Below are 18,477 nucleotides of genomic sequence, written 5' to 3' on the forward strand. Positions count from 1 at the left end.
ACTCAACAGTCGCTCAATGGAGGACTTGACCATGCGTACGTACGACCTGACCCCCTTCTACCGTTCCACCGTCGGCTTCGACCGCCTCTTCAACCTGCTCGACCAGGCCGGTTCGGACGGCAGCCCCGGTTATCCCCCCTACAATATCGAGCGCACCGGCGAGAACGACTACCGCATCACCGTTGCGGTCTCGGGCTTTGCCAAGGATGAGCTCTCCATCGTCGCGAAGGAAAACACGCTGACGATCAAGGGCGAAAAAGTCGCCAACGAGAACTCGAAGGCCGAAGTGCTGTACCGCGGCATCGCCGCGCGTGCTTTCGAGCGCGCATTCCAGCTTGCCGATTTCGTGCAGGTGAAGAACGCCTCGCTCGAGAACGGGCTGCTTCACGTCGACCTCGTCCGCGAGATTCCCGAGGCGAAAAAGCCGCGCCAGATCGCGATCAACACCGGTGCGCAGGGCGCACAGGTGATCGAGAACTCGGTAGCCGCGTAAATCACGGACGCCACTTCCAGGTTGCGAAAACGCCCCGGTGCCCCGGGGCGTTTTTTTGCGTGTTCAGTCGTTGGCTCGCGAAAGCTGCAAGTAGCCGCAAATCCTGCGGCCGGCAGCTGGTTTTCGGTTGAAATCGAAATACAGGTTTGGGTCTGTTGTTCTACGTTACCCACACACCGCATGAGCTCGCCTGCGTGTCTCGTACGCGCCCGACCAAGGCGGTTGTCACAGGTGAGTGACCAAGCGTAACGCCGCCGCTCCGCACACCGTCCTTTGAATATCGAACACAAAATGAGACGGAGAACGATCATGACACTTTGGCGCAGCCTTTTCGTCGCCGCGAGCCTGCTGGCGGCCCCCATCAGCCTTGCTCACGCACAGACCCCGCAAACGGTGAAGGCCAAGAACATCGTGCTGGTGCACGGCGCCTGGGCCGACGGCTCGAGCTGGTCGGAGGTGATCCCGATCCTCCAGGCCGCAGGCTTCAACGTAACTGCCGTGCAGAATCCACTGTCGTCGCTGTCGGACTCCGTCGAGGCGACCAAGCGCGCGCTGGCCGAGCAGGATGGTCCAACCGTGCTGGTCGCGCATTCCTGGGGCGGCACCGTCATCAGCCAGGTCGGCAACGACCCGAAGGTCACTGGCCTCGTCTATGTCGCCGCCCGCGCACCCGATGCCAACGAGGATTTCGTCGCCCTGTCCAAGCAATTCCCCGCGGGACCGGTGCGCACCGGCGTCGTCGAGCGCGACGGTTACACCAGGCTCTCGGAAGACGCCTTCCTGAAGTATTTCGCCAATGGCGTGAAGCCGGAGCAGGCGAAGGCGCTCTACGCGGTGCAATGGCCGACGGCCGCCTCGATCTTCGCCGGTCGCACCACAGAGGCGGCATGGCATTCCAAGCCGAGCTGGTACGCGGTGTCGAAGAGCGACTACACCATCAATCCCGATTTCGAACGCTTCCTCGCCAAGCGCATGAACGCCACCACGATCGAGCTCGACGCAGGCCACCTCTCGCTGGTGTCTCATCCGAAGGAGGTGGCGAATTTGATCCTGGAAGCGGCGGGGTATGGGCGGAGCTGAGCGGCGCTTGTCATGGTGCAAAGGCGCCTGAGTGCTCAGGCGCCTTTTGTTTTGCTCCGCTCTCTCCCCAACGTCGTCCTGGCGAAAGCCAGGACCCATTACCCCAATGGGATGTTTGGCGAAGACTCGTCGTCCGGTACTCACACCACGAACAATCGACAGACCTCGCGGTATGGGTCCTGGCTTCGCCAGGACGACACCGTTGGTGTGATGCGTAGCGTCCTAATCCAGCCCCTGCGCTGCCGGCATGTCCTGTGTCGGCAGGATGGTTGGAGCAGGTTTGGCCAGACCGACGGTTGGAGCAATGACCTGCGGCGCGGCCTCGGCGGGCTTTGCCGGCACGGCCGCCACGGTCTGCGTGGCAGGTTGAGCCTGCGCTGCCGGCTGCGTCGCCGGCTCGGCCGGCTTCGCCGCTGTGACCGGCGTCTCGCCGCGCGGCGGAGCCGCCTTGGGCAGCGGCACGGAGCGGCTGGCGACATGCGGAATCGGAGCCGGTGGGCGGGGCGGACCACTGCGGACCATGGTCGGCGGCGGCAGCGCGCTTTGCGGGCGGTAAGGCGCAACCGCAGGCTGCTCGTAGCCGGGCGCCATGCCGTAGGCGTCGGCAGCCGGCATGAAGCGCAAAATCCTTCCGTCGCGGGCATCGATCACGAGCCGGCCGTCCTCCCCGCGGCGGTCAATCACCGCGATCGTGTAGACGCTGCCGCGCAGGCGCGGGATGCCCAGTGGAGAGAAGCCGTTCTCGCGCAGCACCGCGTAGACCTCGGTCGATGGCAGCAGCACCGGGGCCGGCCTGCGTTCTTCGTAGCCATAGCCGTAGCGCGGCGGAGGCGGCGCGGCCTCCGGCGGCGCATAGGGGGCGTCGAAATCCGAGACCGCGATCATCGCCCCTCGCGCTGGAACCTGCGCTTGAGCCGCGGTCGCGGCCAGCGCCAGCGTGGCGGCGGCCACACATCCTGTGAAAAACTTCATGGTCGAGACGCTCCTGTCAGGCCCCCGGATGGATCGCGCTCTTTCGCTTCTTGCGGCGTGGCGCGTCTTCCAGAGGGTTGATCCGAAGCTTCATTGGGGATTCCGGCGTCGGCGGGGCCGGATCAGGGCGTGTTTGCTTCTAAACCGGGGCCGCGCAACTTCTGGAAAGCGATCGATTGATCTATGGGGAATCGGGACTTGCGCGCGCTTGTGTGATAGACAAAAATTTGGCAAGGTGACGGTTAGGACAGGAAGACTGTCTCAATTTTGCTTGCGGTTCCGGCATAGGGATTGCAACGAAAGTCGGTGCTTTCGAGCGCCAAGAAGGCAACAGGCAAAGCCGTTCTCGGGGACGAAGAACGCCTTGGCCTGAATTTAAGAAAATGCGGCTCGCGAGCGGACGAGCGGTGACCCAGAAGCGGGTGCCGCGGGACGCCCAAGGTGCGCCGAAGATGGCGGTGAGGCAGCTTGCCGCATGGAGAGGACGAGAACATGAACGGGTCGCAAGTCGAGCGCGGAAACATCGTGGCAGAACAACTGTCGGCGACGGTCGCCTCGAAAACGACCGATCCGATTCAGGAACACAATTCACGGCCGCCGGCCGTAGGCCTCTACGATCCGAGCCTGGAGAAAGATTCCTGCGGCGTCGGCTTCATCGCCAACATCAAGGGCCAGAAGTCGCACGAGATCGTTGCGGACGCGCTCAGCATCCTCTGCAACCTCGAGCACCGCGGCGCCGTCGGCGCCGACCCGCGCGCCGGTGACGGCGCCGGCATTCTGGTGCAGATCCCGCATGCGTTCTTCAGCCGCAAGGCGAAGGAGCTCGGCTTCGCGCTGCCCAATCCGGGCGAATACGCCATCGGCGCGCTTTTCATGCCGCGCGACACCGCGTGGCGCAACGTCATCAAGAGCATCATCGCCGACCAGATCAAGGAAGAGGGCCTGACGCTGCTCGGCTGGCGCGACGTGCCGACCGACAATTCCTCGCTCGGCGTCACCGTGAAGCCGACCGAGCCCGCCTGCATGCAGGTGTTCATCGGCCGCAACGGGACCGCCAAGACCGAGGACGATTTCGAGCGCCGGCTCTACATCCTGCGCAAGTCGATCTCGCAGGCCATCTATCAGCGCCGCGACCGCGGCCTCGCCGGCTATTATCCCTGCTCGATGTCCTGCCGCACCGTGATCTACAAGGGCATGTTCCTCGCCGACCAGCTCGGCAAGTACTATCCCGATTTGCATGAGAAGGATTTCGAGAGCGCGCTGGCGCTCGTGCACCAGCGTTTCTCGACCAACACCTTCCCGGCGTGGTCGCTGGCGCATCCCTACCGCATGATCGCGCATAACGGCGAGATCAACACGCTGCGCGGCAACGTCAACTGGATGGCGGCGCGCCAGGCCTCAGTGAGCTCGGAGCTGTACGGCAAGGACATCAACCGGCTCTGGCCGATCTCCTACGAAGGCCAGTCGGACACCGCCTGCTTCGACAACGCGCTCGAATTCCTGGTGCAGGGCGGCTACTCGCTGCCGCACGCCGTCATGATGATGATTCCGGAGGCGTGGGCCGGCAATCCCTTGATGGATGAGAAGCGCCGCGCCTTCTACGAATATCACGCAGCCCTGATGGAGCCGTGGGACGGCCCCGCCGCGATCGCCTTCACCGACGGCCGCCAGATCGGTGCCACGCTCGACCGCAACGGCCTTCGGCCGGCGCGCTATCTCGTCACCAAGGACGACCGCATCGTGATGGCGTCCGAGATGGGCGTGCTGACGATTCCCGAGGACCAGATCATCACCAAGTGGCGCTTGCAGCCCGGCAAGATGCTGCTGGTCGATCTCGAGCAGGGCCGCCTGATCCCCGACGACGAGATCAAGGCCGAGCTCGCCAGAAGCCATCCCTACACGGAGTGGCTGGAGCGGACCCAGATCGTGCTGGAAGATCTGCCGAAGGTGCCGACCACCGGCGTGCGCTCCAACCTGTCGCTGCTCGATCGCCAGCAGGCGTTCGGCTACAGCCAGGAAGACATCACCATCCTGATGACGCCGATGGCCTCCACCGGCGAGGAAGCCGCAGGTTCGATGGGCAACGACACGCCGATCTCGGCGCTGTCGGCCAAGGCCAAGCCGCTGTTCACCTACTTCAAGCAGAACTTTGCACAGGTCACCAATCCGCCGATCGACCCGATCCGAGAGGAGCTGGTGATGAGCCTCGTCTCCATCATCGGACCGCGGCCGAACCTGTTCGACCTGCAAGGCCTAGCCACGACCAAGCGCCTCGAAGCGCGCCAGCCGATCCTGACCGACGCGGACCTCGAAAAGATCCGCTCGATCTCCGAGGTCGCCGAGTCGCACTTCAAGTCGCGCACGCTGGACACCACCTTCCACGCCGGCCTCGGCGCGGCAGGCATGGACCAGGTGCTGGATGAGCTCTGCGCACGCGCGGAGAGCGCGGTGCGCGAGGGCGTCAACATCATCATCCTGTCCGACCGCATGGTCGGCACCGACCGGGTTCCGATCCCGTCGCTGCTGGCCTGCGCCGCCGTGCATCATCATCTGATCCGCACCGGATTGCGCACCTCGGTCGGCCTCGTCGTCGAATCCGGCGAGCCGCGCGAGGTGCATCATTTCGCCTGTCTCGCCGGCTACGGCGCGGAAGCGATCAATCCGTATCTGGCGTTCGAGACCATCATCGCGATGAAGGACCGCCTGCCCGGCTCGCTCGACGACTACGAGATCGTCAAGCGCTACATCAAGTCGATCGGCAAGGGCCTGCTCAAGGTGATGTCCAAGATGGGCATCTCGACCTACCAGTCCTATTGCGGCGCGCAGATCTTTGACGCCATCGGCCTGAAGGCGGAATTCGTCGGCAAATTCTTCGCCGGCACCCACACCCGCGTCGAGGGCGTCGGTCTTGGCGAGATTGCCGAAGAGGCGGTGCGCCGTCATGCCGACGCGTTCGGCGATGCCCTCGTTTACAAGACTTCGCTCGATGTCGGCGGCGAATACGCCTATCGCAGCCGCGGCGAGGACCATGCATGGACCGCCGAGTCGGTGGGGCTGCTGCAGCACGCCGCGCGCGGCAATTCGCTGGAACGCTACCGCGCTTTCGCGAAGATCCTCAACGAGCAGTCGGAGCGTCTCCTGACGCTGCGCGGCCTGTTCCGGATCAAGAACGCGGACGAAGAGAAGCGCAAGCCGATACCGCTCGACCAGGTCGAGCCGGCCAAGGACATCGTCAAGCGTTTCGCCACTGGCGCGATGAGCTTCGGCTCGATCTCGCGCGAGGCGCACACCACGCTCGCGATTGCCATGAACCGGATCGGCGGCAAGTCGAACACCGGCGAAGGCGGCGAGGAAGCGGACCGTTTCAAGCCGCTGCCGAACGGCGACAGCATGCGCTCGGCGATCAAGCAGGTCGCCTCGGGCCGCTTCGGCGTCACCACGGAGTATCTCGTCAACTCCGACATGATGCAGATCAAGATGGCGCAGGGCGCAAAGCCCGGCGAAGGCGGCCAATTGCCCGGCCACAAGGTCGACGCGACCATCGCCAAGGTCCGGCATTCGACGCCGGGCGTCGGCCTGATCTCGCCGCCGCCGCACCACGATATCTACTCGATCGAGGATCTGGCGCAGCTCATCTACGACCTCAAGAACGTCAACCCGGATGGCGCAGTCTCGGTCAAGCTCGTCTCCGAGATCGGCGTCGGCACCGTGGCCGCGGGCGTCGCCAAAGCGCGCGCCGACCATGTCACCATCGCGGGCTTCGAGGGCGGCACCGGCGCTTCGCCGCTGACCTCGATCAAGCACGCCGGCTCGCCGTGGGAGATCGGTCTCGCCGAAACCCACCAGACGCTGGTGCGCGAGCGGCTGCGCAGCCGCATCGTGGTGCAGGTCGACGGCGGCTTCCGCACCGGGCGTGACGTCGTGATCGGCGCGCTGCTGGGCGCCGACGAGTTCGGCTTCGCCACCGCGCCCTTGATCGCGGCCGGCTGCATCATGATGCGCAAGTGCCATCTCAACACCTGCCCGGTCGGCGTCGCGACCCAGGACCCCGTCCTGCGCAAGCGCTTCACCGGCCAGCCCGAGCATGTGATCAACTACTTCTTCTTCGTCGCCGAAGAGGTCCGCGAGATCATGGCCTCGCTCGGCTTCCGCAGCTTCAACGAGATGATCGGCCAGGTGCAGCTGCTCGACCAGACCAAGCTGGTCGCGCACTGGAAGGCCAAGGGGCTCGACTTCTCCAAGCTCTTCGTCAAGCAGAAGGAAGAGAAGGGCCAGAAGATCTATCACTCCGAACGCCAGAACCATCATCTGGAAGCGGTGCTCGATCGCACGCTGATCGAGCAGGCGACGCCTGCGCTCGACCGCGGTGCGCCGGTGAAGATCGAGGCCAAGATCAACAGCACCAACCGCTCCGCGGGCGCGATGCTGTCGGGTGCGGTCGCCAAGATCTACGGCCATGCGGGTCTGCCGCATGAGACCATCCATGTCAGCCTCAAGGGCACCGCGGGCCAGGCCTTCGGCGCGTGGCTGGCGCAGGGCGTCACCTTCGAGCTCGAGGGCGAAGCCAACGACTATGTCGGCAAGGGCCTCTCGGGCGGCAAGATCATCGTCAAGCCGCCGGCCAACAGCGGCATCGTGCCGGAAGAGAGCATCATCGTCGGCAACACCGTGATGTACGGCGCCATTCAAGGCGAGTGCTACTTCCGCGGCATCGCCGGCGAGCGCTTTGCCGTGCGCAATTCCGGCGCCGTGGCGGTGGTCGAGGGCGCCGGCGACCATTGCTGCGAATACATGACGGGCGGCATCGTGGTCGTGCTCGGCAAGACCGGGCGCAACTTCGCGGCCGGCATGTCCGGCGGCATCGCCTATGTGCTGGACGAGACCGGCGACTTCGACAGGCTGTGCAACATGGCGATGGTCGAGCTCGAGCCGGTGCTGTCGGAAGAGCTGATCAACGCCGGCACCTATCATCACTCCGGTGACCTCGAGGCGCACGGCCGGGTGGACGTGTTCAAGGACCTGCTCGCCTCCGACGTCGAGCGGCTCCACGTCCTGATCACGCGCCATGCCAAGGCAACCGGCTCCAGGCGTGCCGCCGACATCCTGGCCAATTGGAAGGACTGGCTGCCCAAATTCCGCAAGGTGATGCCGGTCGAATACCGGCGCGCGCTGCGCGAGATGGCCGCCAACGCGGACGCCGAGCCGAAAATCGCGATCGGGGCGTGAGCATCACACCCCGTCATTGCGAGCGTAGCGAAGCAATCCAGACTTTCTCCTCTGATGCGGAATGGATTGCTTCGAAGCTCACGCTCCTCGCAATGACGACGAGAGAGAAACACAACGAATTTAAGCGGCAGGGACTTCGGGTTTAATGGGCAAGATCACGGGTTTTCTCGAAATCGAACGGCATGACCGCAAGTACACCCCGGTCGCCGAGCGCGTGAAGCATTTCCACGAGTTCGTCGTTCCCCTCTCCGAGAAGGAAACGCGCGACCAGGCCGCGCGCTGCATGAACTGCGGCATCCCCTATTGCCACGGCACCGGCTCGGTCTCGCCCGGCACGCCCGGCTGCCCGGTCAACAACCAGATCCCGGACTGGAACGACCTCGTCTATCAGGGCAACTGGGAAGAAGCCTCGCGCAATCTGCACTCGACCAATAATTTCCCGGAGTTCACGGGGCGCATCTGTCCGGCGCCGTGCGAAGCCTCCTGCACGCTCAACATCGACGACAACCCCGTCACCATCAAGACCATCGAATGCGCGATCGTCGACCGCGCCTGGGACAATGGCTGGCTGAAGCCGGAAGTGGCGGCCGTGAAGACCGGCAAGAAGATCGCGGTGATCGGCTCGGGTCCGGCCGGCATGGCCTGCGCGCAGCAGCTCGCACGCGCCGGCCACGACGTGCATCTGTTCGAGAAGTTCGCCAAGGCCGGCGGCCTGCTCCGCTATGGCATTCCCGACTTCAAGATGGAAAAGAACGTCATCGACCGCCGGGTCACGCAGATGGAGGGCGAAGGCGTCACCTTCCACTACAACAGCCATGTCGGCGTCGACGGCAATGTCGACCCGCGCGAGATGCTCAACGAGTACGACGCCGTGGCGCTGACCGGCGGCGCCGAAGCCCCGCGCGACCTGCCGGTCCCCGGCCGCGATCTCGCCGGCATCCACTACGCCATGGACTTCCTGCCGCAGCAGAACCGCCGCGTGTCCGAGGAACCGTTGAACGGCGTCCAGGAGATTTTGGCCGGTGGCAAGCATGTCGTCGTCATCGGCGGCGGCGACACCGGATCCGATTGCATCGGCACCTCGCTGCGCCAGGGCGCGCTCTCCGTGACCCAGCTCGAGATCATGCCCGCCCCGCCGGAGCACGAAAACAAGGGCCTCACCTGGCCGAACTGGCCGCTCAAGATGCGGACGTCCTCCAGCCAGGCCGAAGGCGCGGTTCGCGAATTCGCCGTGCTGACGCAGAAGTTCACCGGCGAGAACGGCCAGGTCAAGAAGCTGCACTGCGTCCGCGTCGACGACAAGTTCAAGCCGATCGCCGGCACCGAGTTCGAGCTGGATGCCGACCTCGTCCTGCTGGCGATGGGCTTCGTCCATCCCGTGCACGAGGGCCTGCTCAAGATGCTCTCGGTCGAGCTCGACCCGCGCGGCAACGTCAAGGCCAACACGCTCGACTACCAGACTTCGCGCCCGAACGTGTTCACGGCCGGCGACATGCGCCGCGGGCAATCGCTGGTGGTCTGGGCCATCCGCGAGGGCCGGCTGTGTGCAAGGTCGATCGATACGTTCCTGATGGGGAAGACGGATCTGCCGCGGTAGCTGTTCGCTCCCCGTTAGATTTACGAACGGTATCATCGCCCGCTTACGCGGGCGATTTCTTGTGCTTCTCCCCTACAGATTCGAATTTCCAGCCACTTTAGTAGAACAGGGCTTGCTTCGCAGGCATCGCACAGCTTTAGATTGCGATAAGCAATTTGAGATTGGGGGAGGAAGCAGCTGTGACTATTGCCGGCGAACTTATTTTCAAGGTGGTTGGTAGCTTTGCGAGTGACGGACTGAAGAAAACCTACCAGGAAGTTCGTGGCGGAATACGCCGCAGACAGACGGTAGACAAAGTGCTGTCTGACGAGCTTGGCTCGGGGGACGATCGCCTCAAACGAGCAATGAACGACCTTCATATCGTCATTGGCAATTCAAGAGGGCAGCTGAATGAGACCATGGCCGCCTTTCTACGCGAAGTTGAACGAAGCGCCATACCGGAAGCGTTGATAAAATCGATTCTGACAAATATCGAGCCAGATAAGTTCTTCCCAGCATTCGATCTGATCTACCAGCCTTTCAAAGATCAGCTTCCGTTTACCAGCGAGAAATTTTTCAAAGCCTTCTACACCGCGGTTAAGCTTAGCGTCGAAGCCGAAGTTAAGGACCCAGCTCTCCTCGAGTTTGTACAGGCTCAGAACTCCGAGTTGGCCAGACAACTCGCAGACATGTCAAAAGCCCTCGAGGCAAGTAAGCTCCTGCTAGATCCTCCTAACCTTAAAGAGATATTCGAGGGGAGGACACGCCTCGCAAGATCTCTTGAAGTCGCCAACAGATATTTGTCAGTTGAGACGGTGAAGGGCGTAAAGCGGTGTAGAATTCGTCAACTCGTTGTTCCTCCCCGACTGTCAACGTCGAAGAAAGTAGAGGTAAAAAAGGCGAACTCTCAGCCCAGAGACTCGGATTATATTTCATATGTTACCTTTAAATCGAGCGTTAGACGCGCCGTCATTTTAGGCGACCCTGGTGGTGGCAAATCGACATTGACGCAACTACTGAGTTTCGACAATTCGAACTCAATCCTGCTTGAATCGAATTATCCAGGCAAGACTGAGCCATCAGCGCTCAAGCTGCCGCTGCGGATAGTCCTTAGGAGCTTTGACAAGCGTCGGCAATCTACTCCGGGATACAGTCTTCTGGATCATCTGGTAGATCAAGCAAAGGACGTATTTGACGGCGACGTCGACTACACATCGAGAATGCTTCGTCACTTCATGGCACTCGGAAGCGCACTTCTAATTTTCGATGGGCTGGACGAAATACTAGAGGTCGACCGACGACGCGAAACCGTGTCGCTAATCGAACAATTCACTACCGTGTATGCAGCGTGCCCGAGCATCGTCACATCCCGGCTAGTTGGATACGAAGATGCGCCGATGAACGAAGATTTCTCATTCTATTATTTGTCGACGTTCAACAACGAAGAGGTCGAAATATTTGCACAGAAATTTATCAAGTTTGTTGAGGGACTAAAGAAGCCCGAAGCAAAGGAGAAATCCAAAAAGTTTTTATCCCAAACAAACAACATTGCCGCAGACTTGCGAGAAAATCCTCTGATGCTGGGATTGATGGTCTATCTGTTCGTTTACAAGGGAGACGTCCCAGCCAATCGTCCGGAGATTTACAAAGAGTGCGCTACACTCATGTTCGAGAAATGGGATCAAAGGCGCGACATTATCTTCAAGATACCGGTCGATTTCGAGCTACTCGATCTCTTCGCCTTTCTGGCCAGCAAGATCTTCGGCTCCGCTCAAACAGATGACGGAGTATCGAGAGAATGGATAACCAACCAGCTCAGGATATTCTTCGAGGATTGGTACGTCGACAAAGCTAAGGCCCTGCAAGCAGCCAAAGCGCTAGTTGAGTTCATTACTGGCCGCGCTTGGGTCATGTTCGAAGTTGGCCCGAATGTCTACAAGTTCACGCATAGAACTTTTCTAGAATACTTTTTTGCTCGACACTTACTTTCATCAAGTCAAAGCGTCGATCAACTTTTCAGAGACAAGCTTTTAGCGCACGTCGTCAAACTTGAGTGGGATGTCGTTTGCCATCTGGCTCTCCAAACGGCTGTCTACCGCGACTCCGGAAAGATAATCCAAGCGACAGAAACTATCGTGTCCTTGATCAAGGGCCCGAATTTATCTGACAAGGAAGAGTTGGGCCTCCTTGCCTTCGTCGCCACAGCGTTGGACTACTTAATCCTTCCGGAGATACGCTATCGGGACTTAGTGCGATTGATTGTATCGAGAACGACGGGACTTGGAACTCACACCGGCGCAGCCCCTTACGGCGTGATCACCTCCGCAATTCGCAGCTCAAAGAGGAGAGAGGCATTAGCAAAGGATGTTATCTACTCATCGATTCAGCAAGCTATCAGGAGCAGTGATCTCGCAGAGCACTACGTTGCTATGTTGGCTATTGCTAAGGACTCTATGCCACGCCTCGTCCCGCACCATCGTGCGCGGTCGATTTCTCCAGGGTCACCGCTGCCTGCGTGGGTCGGCGCTCGGAGCAATTCCGAATACTTTCAAGAGTTGCGGGACTCAACTCAAGGCGAGAATTTTGCTCGAGCAGTGAAGTCAGCGTCCGAAGCACGCGCTTATTTGTTCAGCTACGGCCAGCGGCACCTCGAGTTGTTTCATAAACACAGGTGGCAAGCTTTCTACGGTTCGACTGAATACTCGCCTCTGATTGAAATGCCGAACTTGTTCTTAGAGACGCTCTGCTTTTACGTCAATTCTGATCCGGCGATTCCGCTCTGGCGACGCAGCGCACCGCATGGGAGCAATAGTGACGAAAATTGGGAACTGATAAGGCTTCTCGCGGAAGATGTTCTCGCAGGTAGGACGCCAGCAATCCCCTCATCCGCGGATGACTATCGAGTATACCTCGAAGCACTACTCGATGAAGTTATCGTCGGCATTTACCACGCCATCTTGAGATCCAAGACAAAGAACCCGTCGGTTCGAGACCGCTATATCAATCTGCTTTTAGCGGCTGCTTTCGCAATCGAACAAATGGAGCCGGATTTGCAACAAGGGGGGAGGAGAAAGAAGCGGAATCGTCTCGATTATTGCCTTCCTGAACATGTGGCAACTAGGCTCCTTGAAGCTGTTCAAGGTCACCAACATGGGCCCCTTCTCGCTGATTGGCATCAGCACAAGAAAGATTTCACGACAACTCCGAATGTTGCCAGAGGTGAAAGCTGATTGGGGCCGACAATAGGTCGATATTTCTACGCTGTGACAATCGTTGTCTCAGTTCTGCAGCCTCACCCCGACCATCACCACCGTCCCCTGCGAGCTTGACCCCGCCTGGTTCGAATCCAGGATGTCGTGGCGGAGCGTGCCCTTGATCCAGATGTTGCGATTGAGCTTGTAGATCAGATTGCTTTCGAACGAGTAGGTCTTGTCGTTGCGATTCTGGCCCTGATAGTCGTAGGTGCCGTAGGTGAACTTGCCCACTGCCGTAAGCCAGCGGCGGAAGTCGTGATCGACTTCGGCGGCGTAGGTGTGCACCAGCACGCCGGAGGAGCCGGGGATGGTGGTCTCGGCGATCTGCGTGTCGGTGGCGAATTTCACCGTGGTCAGGCCGCTCGCATTCCAGATCAGCGAGCCCGAGGTCAGGAAGCCCGCGAGCTGGCTCAGGCGCGGATCGACATAGTTGCGCGCGGAATAGCCGACCGAGACCTCGCCGGTGAGGATCCGCGAGAACTCGAAGGACGTGCCGACCTTGGCGTAGCCGCCGTTCGAATCGCGGAAGAAGCCATTGCGGTCGGCGGCCTGGTCGTGGACGCGTGTGTCGCCCTGGATCTCGACGAACGGCTTCAGGCCCGGCTTGAGATCGTAGGAGAAGCGCCCCACGCCGCCATATTGGTTGAAGTCGCGGTCATCGTTGCTGAAGGTCGAGCCGTCGGTGAGTTTTGAGTTGGTGTAGGCGGTGCGATCCGCGGTGGCGCCGGCCGCGACCTGGAAGCGGTTGAAGGTCTGGTCGAAGCCGACGGTCGTGCCATAGGTCGCGTAAACAGGATATTTCTGCAGGCCGGCCTGCACGTTCGGGCTGCCGGGATTATCGGTGGCGAGCCGCAGGCGCAGTTGCGTGGTCAGCTTGAGATCGCGATTGACGTCGATGCGGCCGTCGACATGGCCGTTGAAGTCGGGGCGGTCCACCTCGACCGGCGAGGGCGAGGCAAAGCCGTCGATCGTCGCCGGCATGTTGTTGGTGTAGCCCGAGAACGAGCCGCGCAGATCCGCGACCAGCGCGTGGCGCTCCCAGTCGGACGCCACGAGGAGATCGGGCGCGACCACATAAACCGGCGAGCCGACCGGCTTGCTCAGACGCGCCGGATTGGTGTCGTAGCCGGTGGAGAGCTCGAGCCCGCCCTTGATCAGGAAGCTGCCGGCATAGTCGCCGACCGCGCCGAATGCATCGTCATCGATCTTGAGGCGGCGGCGCAGCGGCTGGCCGGGCACGTTGCCGGCCATCGCCGGGGCGACCGGAGTCTTGTGCGCCGTCTCGGAGGGCGGCGGCGCGATGCGTGGCGGGCCGAGCGTTCGCTCCGGCGTCGCCGGCGGCACCGGCGAGCCGGGGCCGACCGGACGCTTCGGCTTCGCCTGTCCGGGATAAAACTTTGGCTGCTGTCGCTTGCGGTTGAGCGAGTCGTAGCCGGAAGCGCTGGCGCCATTGGCGGCGGGCAAGCCGTAGATCGGGACCTGACCGGTCGGGCTTTGGTTGGTCGGGTTTTGGCCCACGCGCGCCGGCGTCTGCTGGCGTTTGCGCAAATCGGCGTTGGGATCGGGCAGTGTCGGCAGCGCATCCGACGGTGCCTGCGGCACGCCCGCGGTACGGCGCGTCGGCAGCGTGTCGGGCGAGGCGAAGCCACCGCGGTTGGGACTGAACAGGTCTGGGGTGAGGCTCTGGCCGGCCACGGGGGCGCTTCCAAGGACCGTCAGCGCAAAGCACGGCAAAGCCGCGCGCAGGAAATGCGCGCGTTTGCTCCGGCTCGTGCCTGGAGACGACCCCACGATGGAAGAACTCCAACGAAATCAAACACTTTCGCGATCGTCCCCACCGATCGGCGGGAACCATCGTTAATGGAGTTAAAACAATTATGGTTAACGACCGGTTGAGGGCTGGGGAGCCCTCGTCGCCTCGAAGGCCCTGGCGTGCTAAGCAGACGCCAACGGGCAAACGCCCCTCCTCCCTGGACCAGAACATGCCGAGTTCGAAACCGCTGATGACCCAATCATCCGGCCCCATTCCCGACAGCGTCGAATCCGCACTCCGCACCCTGGAAACGGAGAGCGGCGGTATCAACGCGCTCGCCGCCGCCCTACGCGGCCCGCTTGGCGCGAGCTTCGCCAAGGCGGTCGATCTGATCCGCAACGCAAAGGGCCGCGTCATCGTCACCGGGCTCGGCAAGTCGGGCCATATGGGTCGCAAGATCGCGGCAACGCTGGCCTCGACCGGCACGCCCGCCTTCTTCGTCCATGCCGCCGAAGCCGGTCATGGCGACCTCGGCATGATCACGCCCGACGATGTCATCATGGCGCTGTCCTGGTCCGGCGAGCAGCCGGAGATGAAGACGCTGGTGAACTATTCGGCACGGTTCGCCATTCCCATGATCGCGGTGACGTCGAACGCGGCGTCCTCGCTGGGACAAGCCGCCGACATCGTGATCGAGCTGCCGAAGGCGCGCGAGGCCTGCCCGCACAATCTGGCGCCGACCACCTCGACCCTGATGCAGGCCGCGATCGGCGATGCCATTGCGATCGCGCTGCTCGAAGGCCGCGGTTTCACCGCGCTGGAGTTCGCGCATTTCCACCCCGGCGGCAAGTTAGGGGCGATGCTGAAATTCGTCCGCGACTACATGCGCACCGGTGCGGAGATCCCGGTCAAGCCGCTCGGCACCAAGATGTCGGACGCGGTGATGGAGATGTCGGCCAAGGGTCTCGGCTGCGTCTGCATCGTCAACGATGCGGCAGAGGCCGTCGGCATCATCACTGACGGCGATCTACGCCGCCAGATGCGGCCGGACCTGCTGGCGGCGTCGGTCGACGACATCATGACCAGGCAGCCAAAGACCGTGCCGCCCTCGATGCTCGCCACCGAGATGATCGAGGTGCTTAACACCCGCAAGATCACGACGCTGGTCGTGACCGAGGCGGACAAGGTGGTGGGCATCGTGCACCTGCACGATCTGCTGCGGGCGGGCGTGGCTTAAGACACGCTCTCTCCGCTCGTCATTGCGAGCGCCGCGAAGCAATCCAGACTGTCACCGCGGAAAGACTCTGGATTGCTTCGCTACGCTCGCAATGACGGTGGTTAGAGCAACGCCGGAAATCTTGCCGCCGTGTCCTCCAGCGGCAGCCGCAGCCCATTCGCCAGATACGACACCGTGCGGTAGAAGCCGCACAGCAGCATGATCTCCAGGATCTGCGCCTCGTCGTAATGCGCCGACAGCGCGGCGAACTCGGCGTCGTTAAAGGTCGCGCGGTGATGCAGCGCGTCGACGGCGGCGATCAGCGCCTGCTCGGCCGGGGACCAGCACGGCGACCTCGCATCGCCTCGCACGGTGGCGTGCACTTCCTCCTCGGTGAGTTTCGCTGGCCCGGCAAAGACCGCGGCGTGCACGCCCCATTCATATTCGCATTGGTTCAGCGCGCAGGTGCGGTCGATCACGACCTCGCGCTGGCGCAACGAGAGCGGGCCGGGATCGAGCAGGCCGCCGGCGCGAAACTTGTCCCAGGCGCGGGTGTGGCCCGCCATCACCCGGAACAGCAGCAGCGGCGGCGCACCGCGCATGATGCGGTCGAACTGCGCCTGGATCTCCGGGGGATAAGGCGGGGTGAGCGGGGCAATGCGCGGTGTGGCCTGGGACATCGGCCGCCTCTCTTGCTACATTTACTGTAGCAGTACGCTACACTATTTGTAGCATCACGCAAGAGGGCGGCGATGGCGAAACAGACCACTTCGAGATCGCGCGGCGTCCGTAGCTCGCGCACCGGGCGGCCTGTCATGGTGCTGCTCGACCTCCTGGGACGACGCTGGAGCCTGCGAATCCTGTGGGAGCTGCGCGACGCCCCCCTCACCTCGCGCGCATTGCGAGCGGCCTGCGACGAGGCCTCGCCGACGGTGCTGCAGGCGCGGCTGGACGACTTGCGCGAAGCGGGGTTCGTGGAGCTCGGCGAAGCCAGCGGTTACGGGCTGACGGCGCTGGGGCGGGAATTGTGCGAGACGTTCATGCCGCTGCATAGGTTTGCGGAGCGCTGGCGAAGCAAGAGCGGCGCGTAAGTCTGGCGATGCCGTCCCGACAAGCTTGTCATTGCGAGCGAAGCGAAGCAATCCAGACTGTCGCCGCGGAAAGATTCTGGATTGCTTCGCTTCGCTCGCAATGACGGCGACCTAAGCCGCCGCCACGGTCAGATTCGCACCATCGACCTGCACCACCTTCACACGCGTGCCCGCCGGCGTATCAGGACCTGCGACGCGCCAGACGGTGTCGCCGATGCGCATGGTGCCGTTGCCGTCGACGATCGGCTTCTCCAGCGTGAACTCGCGGCCGAGGAGCGCATCCGCGCGCTTGTTGAGGAAGGGGCTGGCGGCAATTGCATCCGGCTTCGGCCGGGCGAGCCGGCGCCAGACCGGCACGGCGGCGGCGGCGAAGATCGCGAACATCACGAGCTGGATCTGCCAGGATATCGCTACTCCGAACGAGATCAGCCCGACCAGCAGCGCGGCGAGCCCGAGCCAGAACAGGAACACGCCCGGCGCCAGCACCTCCAGCGCCATCAGGATGAAGCCGAAGATCAGCCAATTCCAGGTGCCGAGCGATACGAACATGTCGGTCATGACACGACCTCTTTGAAATGGCGCATGCCCTTGTCGGAAAACCGGTGTCCACTTTTCCGGGGCATGCGCTTTACCCCTGCCGCGGCGGCACCGCCGGCGGCGTGCTGCCGGTCGTCGGCACCGCCCCGCGACGAGCGGCGGCAACCGCGGATGCCGCACTCTCGCCGAACGTGGCTTTCGCGATCTCGCCGATGCCGGCGAGCGAGCCGAGCATGCTGGTGGCTTCGATCGGCAGCATGATGATCTTCTGGTTCGGCGAGTCCGCGAACTGGCCGAACGCCTTGATATACTTGTCGGCGATAAAATAGTTCAGCGCCGCAACGTCGCCCTTGGCGATGGCTTCACTGACCATCTGCGTCGCCTTGGCCTCAGCTTCCGCCGACCGCTCGCGTGCTTCGGCGTCGCGGAAGGCGGCCTCGCGGCGGCCTTCCGCCTGGAGGATCTGGCCCTGCTTGGCACCCTCGGCGCGCAGGATCTCGGACTGGCGTGCACCTTCAGCCTGAAGGATGTCGGCGCGTTTGACGCGCTCAGCCTTCATCTGTCGGCCCATCGCTTCGACGAGGTCTGCCGGCGGCACGATGTCCTTGATCTCGATACGATTGACCTTGAGGCCCCAGGGTGAGACGGCGGCATCGACCACACGCAGCAGGCGCTCGTTGATTTCGTCGCGGTGCGACAACACCTGGTCGAGATCCATCGAACCCATCACCGAACGGATGTTGGTCATGGTCAGCACGGTGACGGCCTGGGTCAGGTTGGAGACCTCGTAGCTCGCTTTGGCCGCGTCGAAGACCTGAAAGAAAGCGACGCCGTCGACCGTCACGGTGGCGTTGTCCTTGGTGATCACCTCCTGCTCGGGGATGTCGATCACCTGCTCCATCATGTTGATCTTGCGTCCGACGCGATCGAAATAAGGCACGATCAGATTGAGCCCGGGGCTCAGCGTCTGGGTGTATTTGCCGAACCGCTCGATGGTCCAGTCATAGCCCTGCGGCACCGTCTTCACGCCGGCCACCAGCGTGACGATGACCAGCAAGACCAGCACAATTGCGAAAATGTCGAAACCGCTCATATTTCCTCCAAGGCGGGAAAGATTGTCGGGAAAAGGCCTTTTCCGCGCTGTCATTGGTCGGGATCACGACCCCAAGGGTTCAGTAAAGCGTTCAGTAAAGAGCTCAGAAGATTCAAGGCTCAGCGGTCGTGCCTGATCTCGGCATCGGCAGAATTCTACACAAGACGCCGGGAGAGGGAATGGTCG

General features: G+C 62.2%; 12 protein-coding genes. 7 read left to right on the forward strand and 5 right to left on the reverse strand.

Annotated features, from left to right (window positions below):
* Positions 1-31: 31 nt before the first annotated feature.
* Together IVA75_RS29910 and IVA75_RS29915 are read left to right on the forward strand one after the other, a co-directional pair.
* A complete protein-coding gene (locus tag IVA75_RS29910) occupies positions 32-493 on the forward strand; it encodes an Hsp20 family protein (protein WP_007597127.1) in 462 nt (153 codons plus the stop codon).
* Between the two features lie 309 nt (positions 494-802).
* On the forward strand, positions 803-1,573 hold the full coding sequence (locus tag IVA75_RS29915) for an alpha/beta hydrolase (protein ID WP_247284710.1): 771 nt from the start codon (positions 803-805) through the stop codon (positions 1,571-1,573).
* Positions 1,574-1,795: 222 nt separating this feature from the next.
* Here the strand turns inward: IVA75_RS29915 and IVA75_RS29920 are convergent, their stop codons facing one another.
* Complete coding sequence (locus tag IVA75_RS29920) at positions 1,796-2,545, reverse strand: hypothetical protein (protein WP_247284711.1); 750 nt, start codon at positions 2,543-2,545, stop codon at positions 1,796-1,798.
* Between the two features lie 492 nt (positions 2,546-3,037).
* On the opposite strand from IVA75_RS29920, the gene gltB reads away from it, so the two are divergent.
* From gltB to IVA75_RS29935, 3 genes are all read left to right on the forward strand, one after another.
* On the forward strand, positions 3,038-7,771 hold the full coding sequence (gltB, locus tag IVA75_RS29925) for a glutamate synthase large subunit (RefSeq protein ID WP_247284712.1): 4,734 nt from the start codon (positions 3,038-3,040) through the stop codon (positions 7,769-7,771).
* A gap of 145 nt (positions 7,772-7,916) precedes the next feature.
* The gene (locus tag IVA75_RS29930; RefSeq protein WP_247284713.1) at positions 7,917-9,368 is read left to right on the forward strand and encodes a glutamate synthase subunit beta; all 1,452 of its coding nucleotides are present in this window, start codon (positions 7,917-7,919) and stop codon (positions 9,366-9,368) included.
* A 179-nt stretch (positions 9,369-9,547) separates the two neighbouring features.
* The gene (locus IVA75_RS29935) at positions 9,548-12,577 is read left to right on the forward strand and encodes an NACHT domain-containing protein (protein WP_247284714.1); all 3,030 of its coding nucleotides are present in this window, start codon (positions 9,548-9,550) and stop codon (positions 12,575-12,577) included.
* 48 nt (positions 12,578-12,625) lie between these two features.
* Here IVA75_RS29935 and IVA75_RS29940 read toward each other — a convergent pair whose 3' ends face one another.
* Complete coding sequence (locus IVA75_RS29940; RefSeq protein ID WP_247284715.1) at positions 12,626-14,392, reverse strand: outer membrane beta-barrel protein; 1,767 nt, start codon at positions 14,390-14,392, stop codon at positions 12,626-12,628.
* 191 nt (positions 14,393-14,583) lie between these two features.
* On the opposite strand from IVA75_RS29940, the gene IVA75_RS29945 reads away from it, so the two are divergent.
* Entirely contained in the window at positions 14,584-15,591 is a 1,008-nt protein-coding gene (locus tag IVA75_RS29945; RefSeq protein WP_027514060.1) for a KpsF/GutQ family sugar-phosphate isomerase, read from the forward strand.
* 101 nt (positions 15,592-15,692) lie between these two features.
* Here the strand turns inward: IVA75_RS29945 and IVA75_RS29950 are convergent, their stop codons facing one another.
* Positions 15,693-16,250 (reverse strand): carboxymuconolactone decarboxylase family protein, encoded by a 558-nt coding sequence (locus tag IVA75_RS29950; RefSeq protein ID WP_247284716.1) that lies wholly within the window; start codon positions 16,248-16,250, stop codon positions 15,693-15,695.
* A 72-nt stretch (positions 16,251-16,322) separates the two neighbouring features.
* On the opposite strand from IVA75_RS29950, the gene IVA75_RS29955 reads away from it, so the two are divergent.
* Entirely contained in the window at positions 16,323-16,661 is a 339-nt protein-coding gene (locus IVA75_RS29955; RefSeq protein WP_247284717.1) for a helix-turn-helix domain-containing protein, read from the forward strand.
* Positions 16,662-16,772: 111 nt separating this feature from the next.
* Here IVA75_RS29955 and IVA75_RS29960 read toward each other — a convergent pair whose 3' ends face one another.
* Positions 16,773-17,219: an NfeD family protein gene (locus IVA75_RS29960; RefSeq protein ID WP_007597152.1), complete on the reverse strand. Its 447-nt coding sequence runs from the start codon at positions 17,217-17,219 to the stop codon at positions 16,773-16,775.
* Positions 17,220-17,289: 70 nt separating this feature from the next.
* Entirely contained in the window at positions 17,290-18,291 is a 1,002-nt protein-coding gene (locus IVA75_RS29965) for an SPFH domain-containing protein (RefSeq protein ID WP_247284718.1), read from the reverse strand.
* Positions 18,292-18,477: the final 186 nt, after the last annotated feature.

Origin of the sequence: Bradyrhizobium sp. 134 (assembly GCF_023074155.1) — a bacterium.
GTDB lineage: Bacteria > Pseudomonadota > Alphaproteobacteria > Rhizobiales > Xanthobacteraceae > Bradyrhizobium.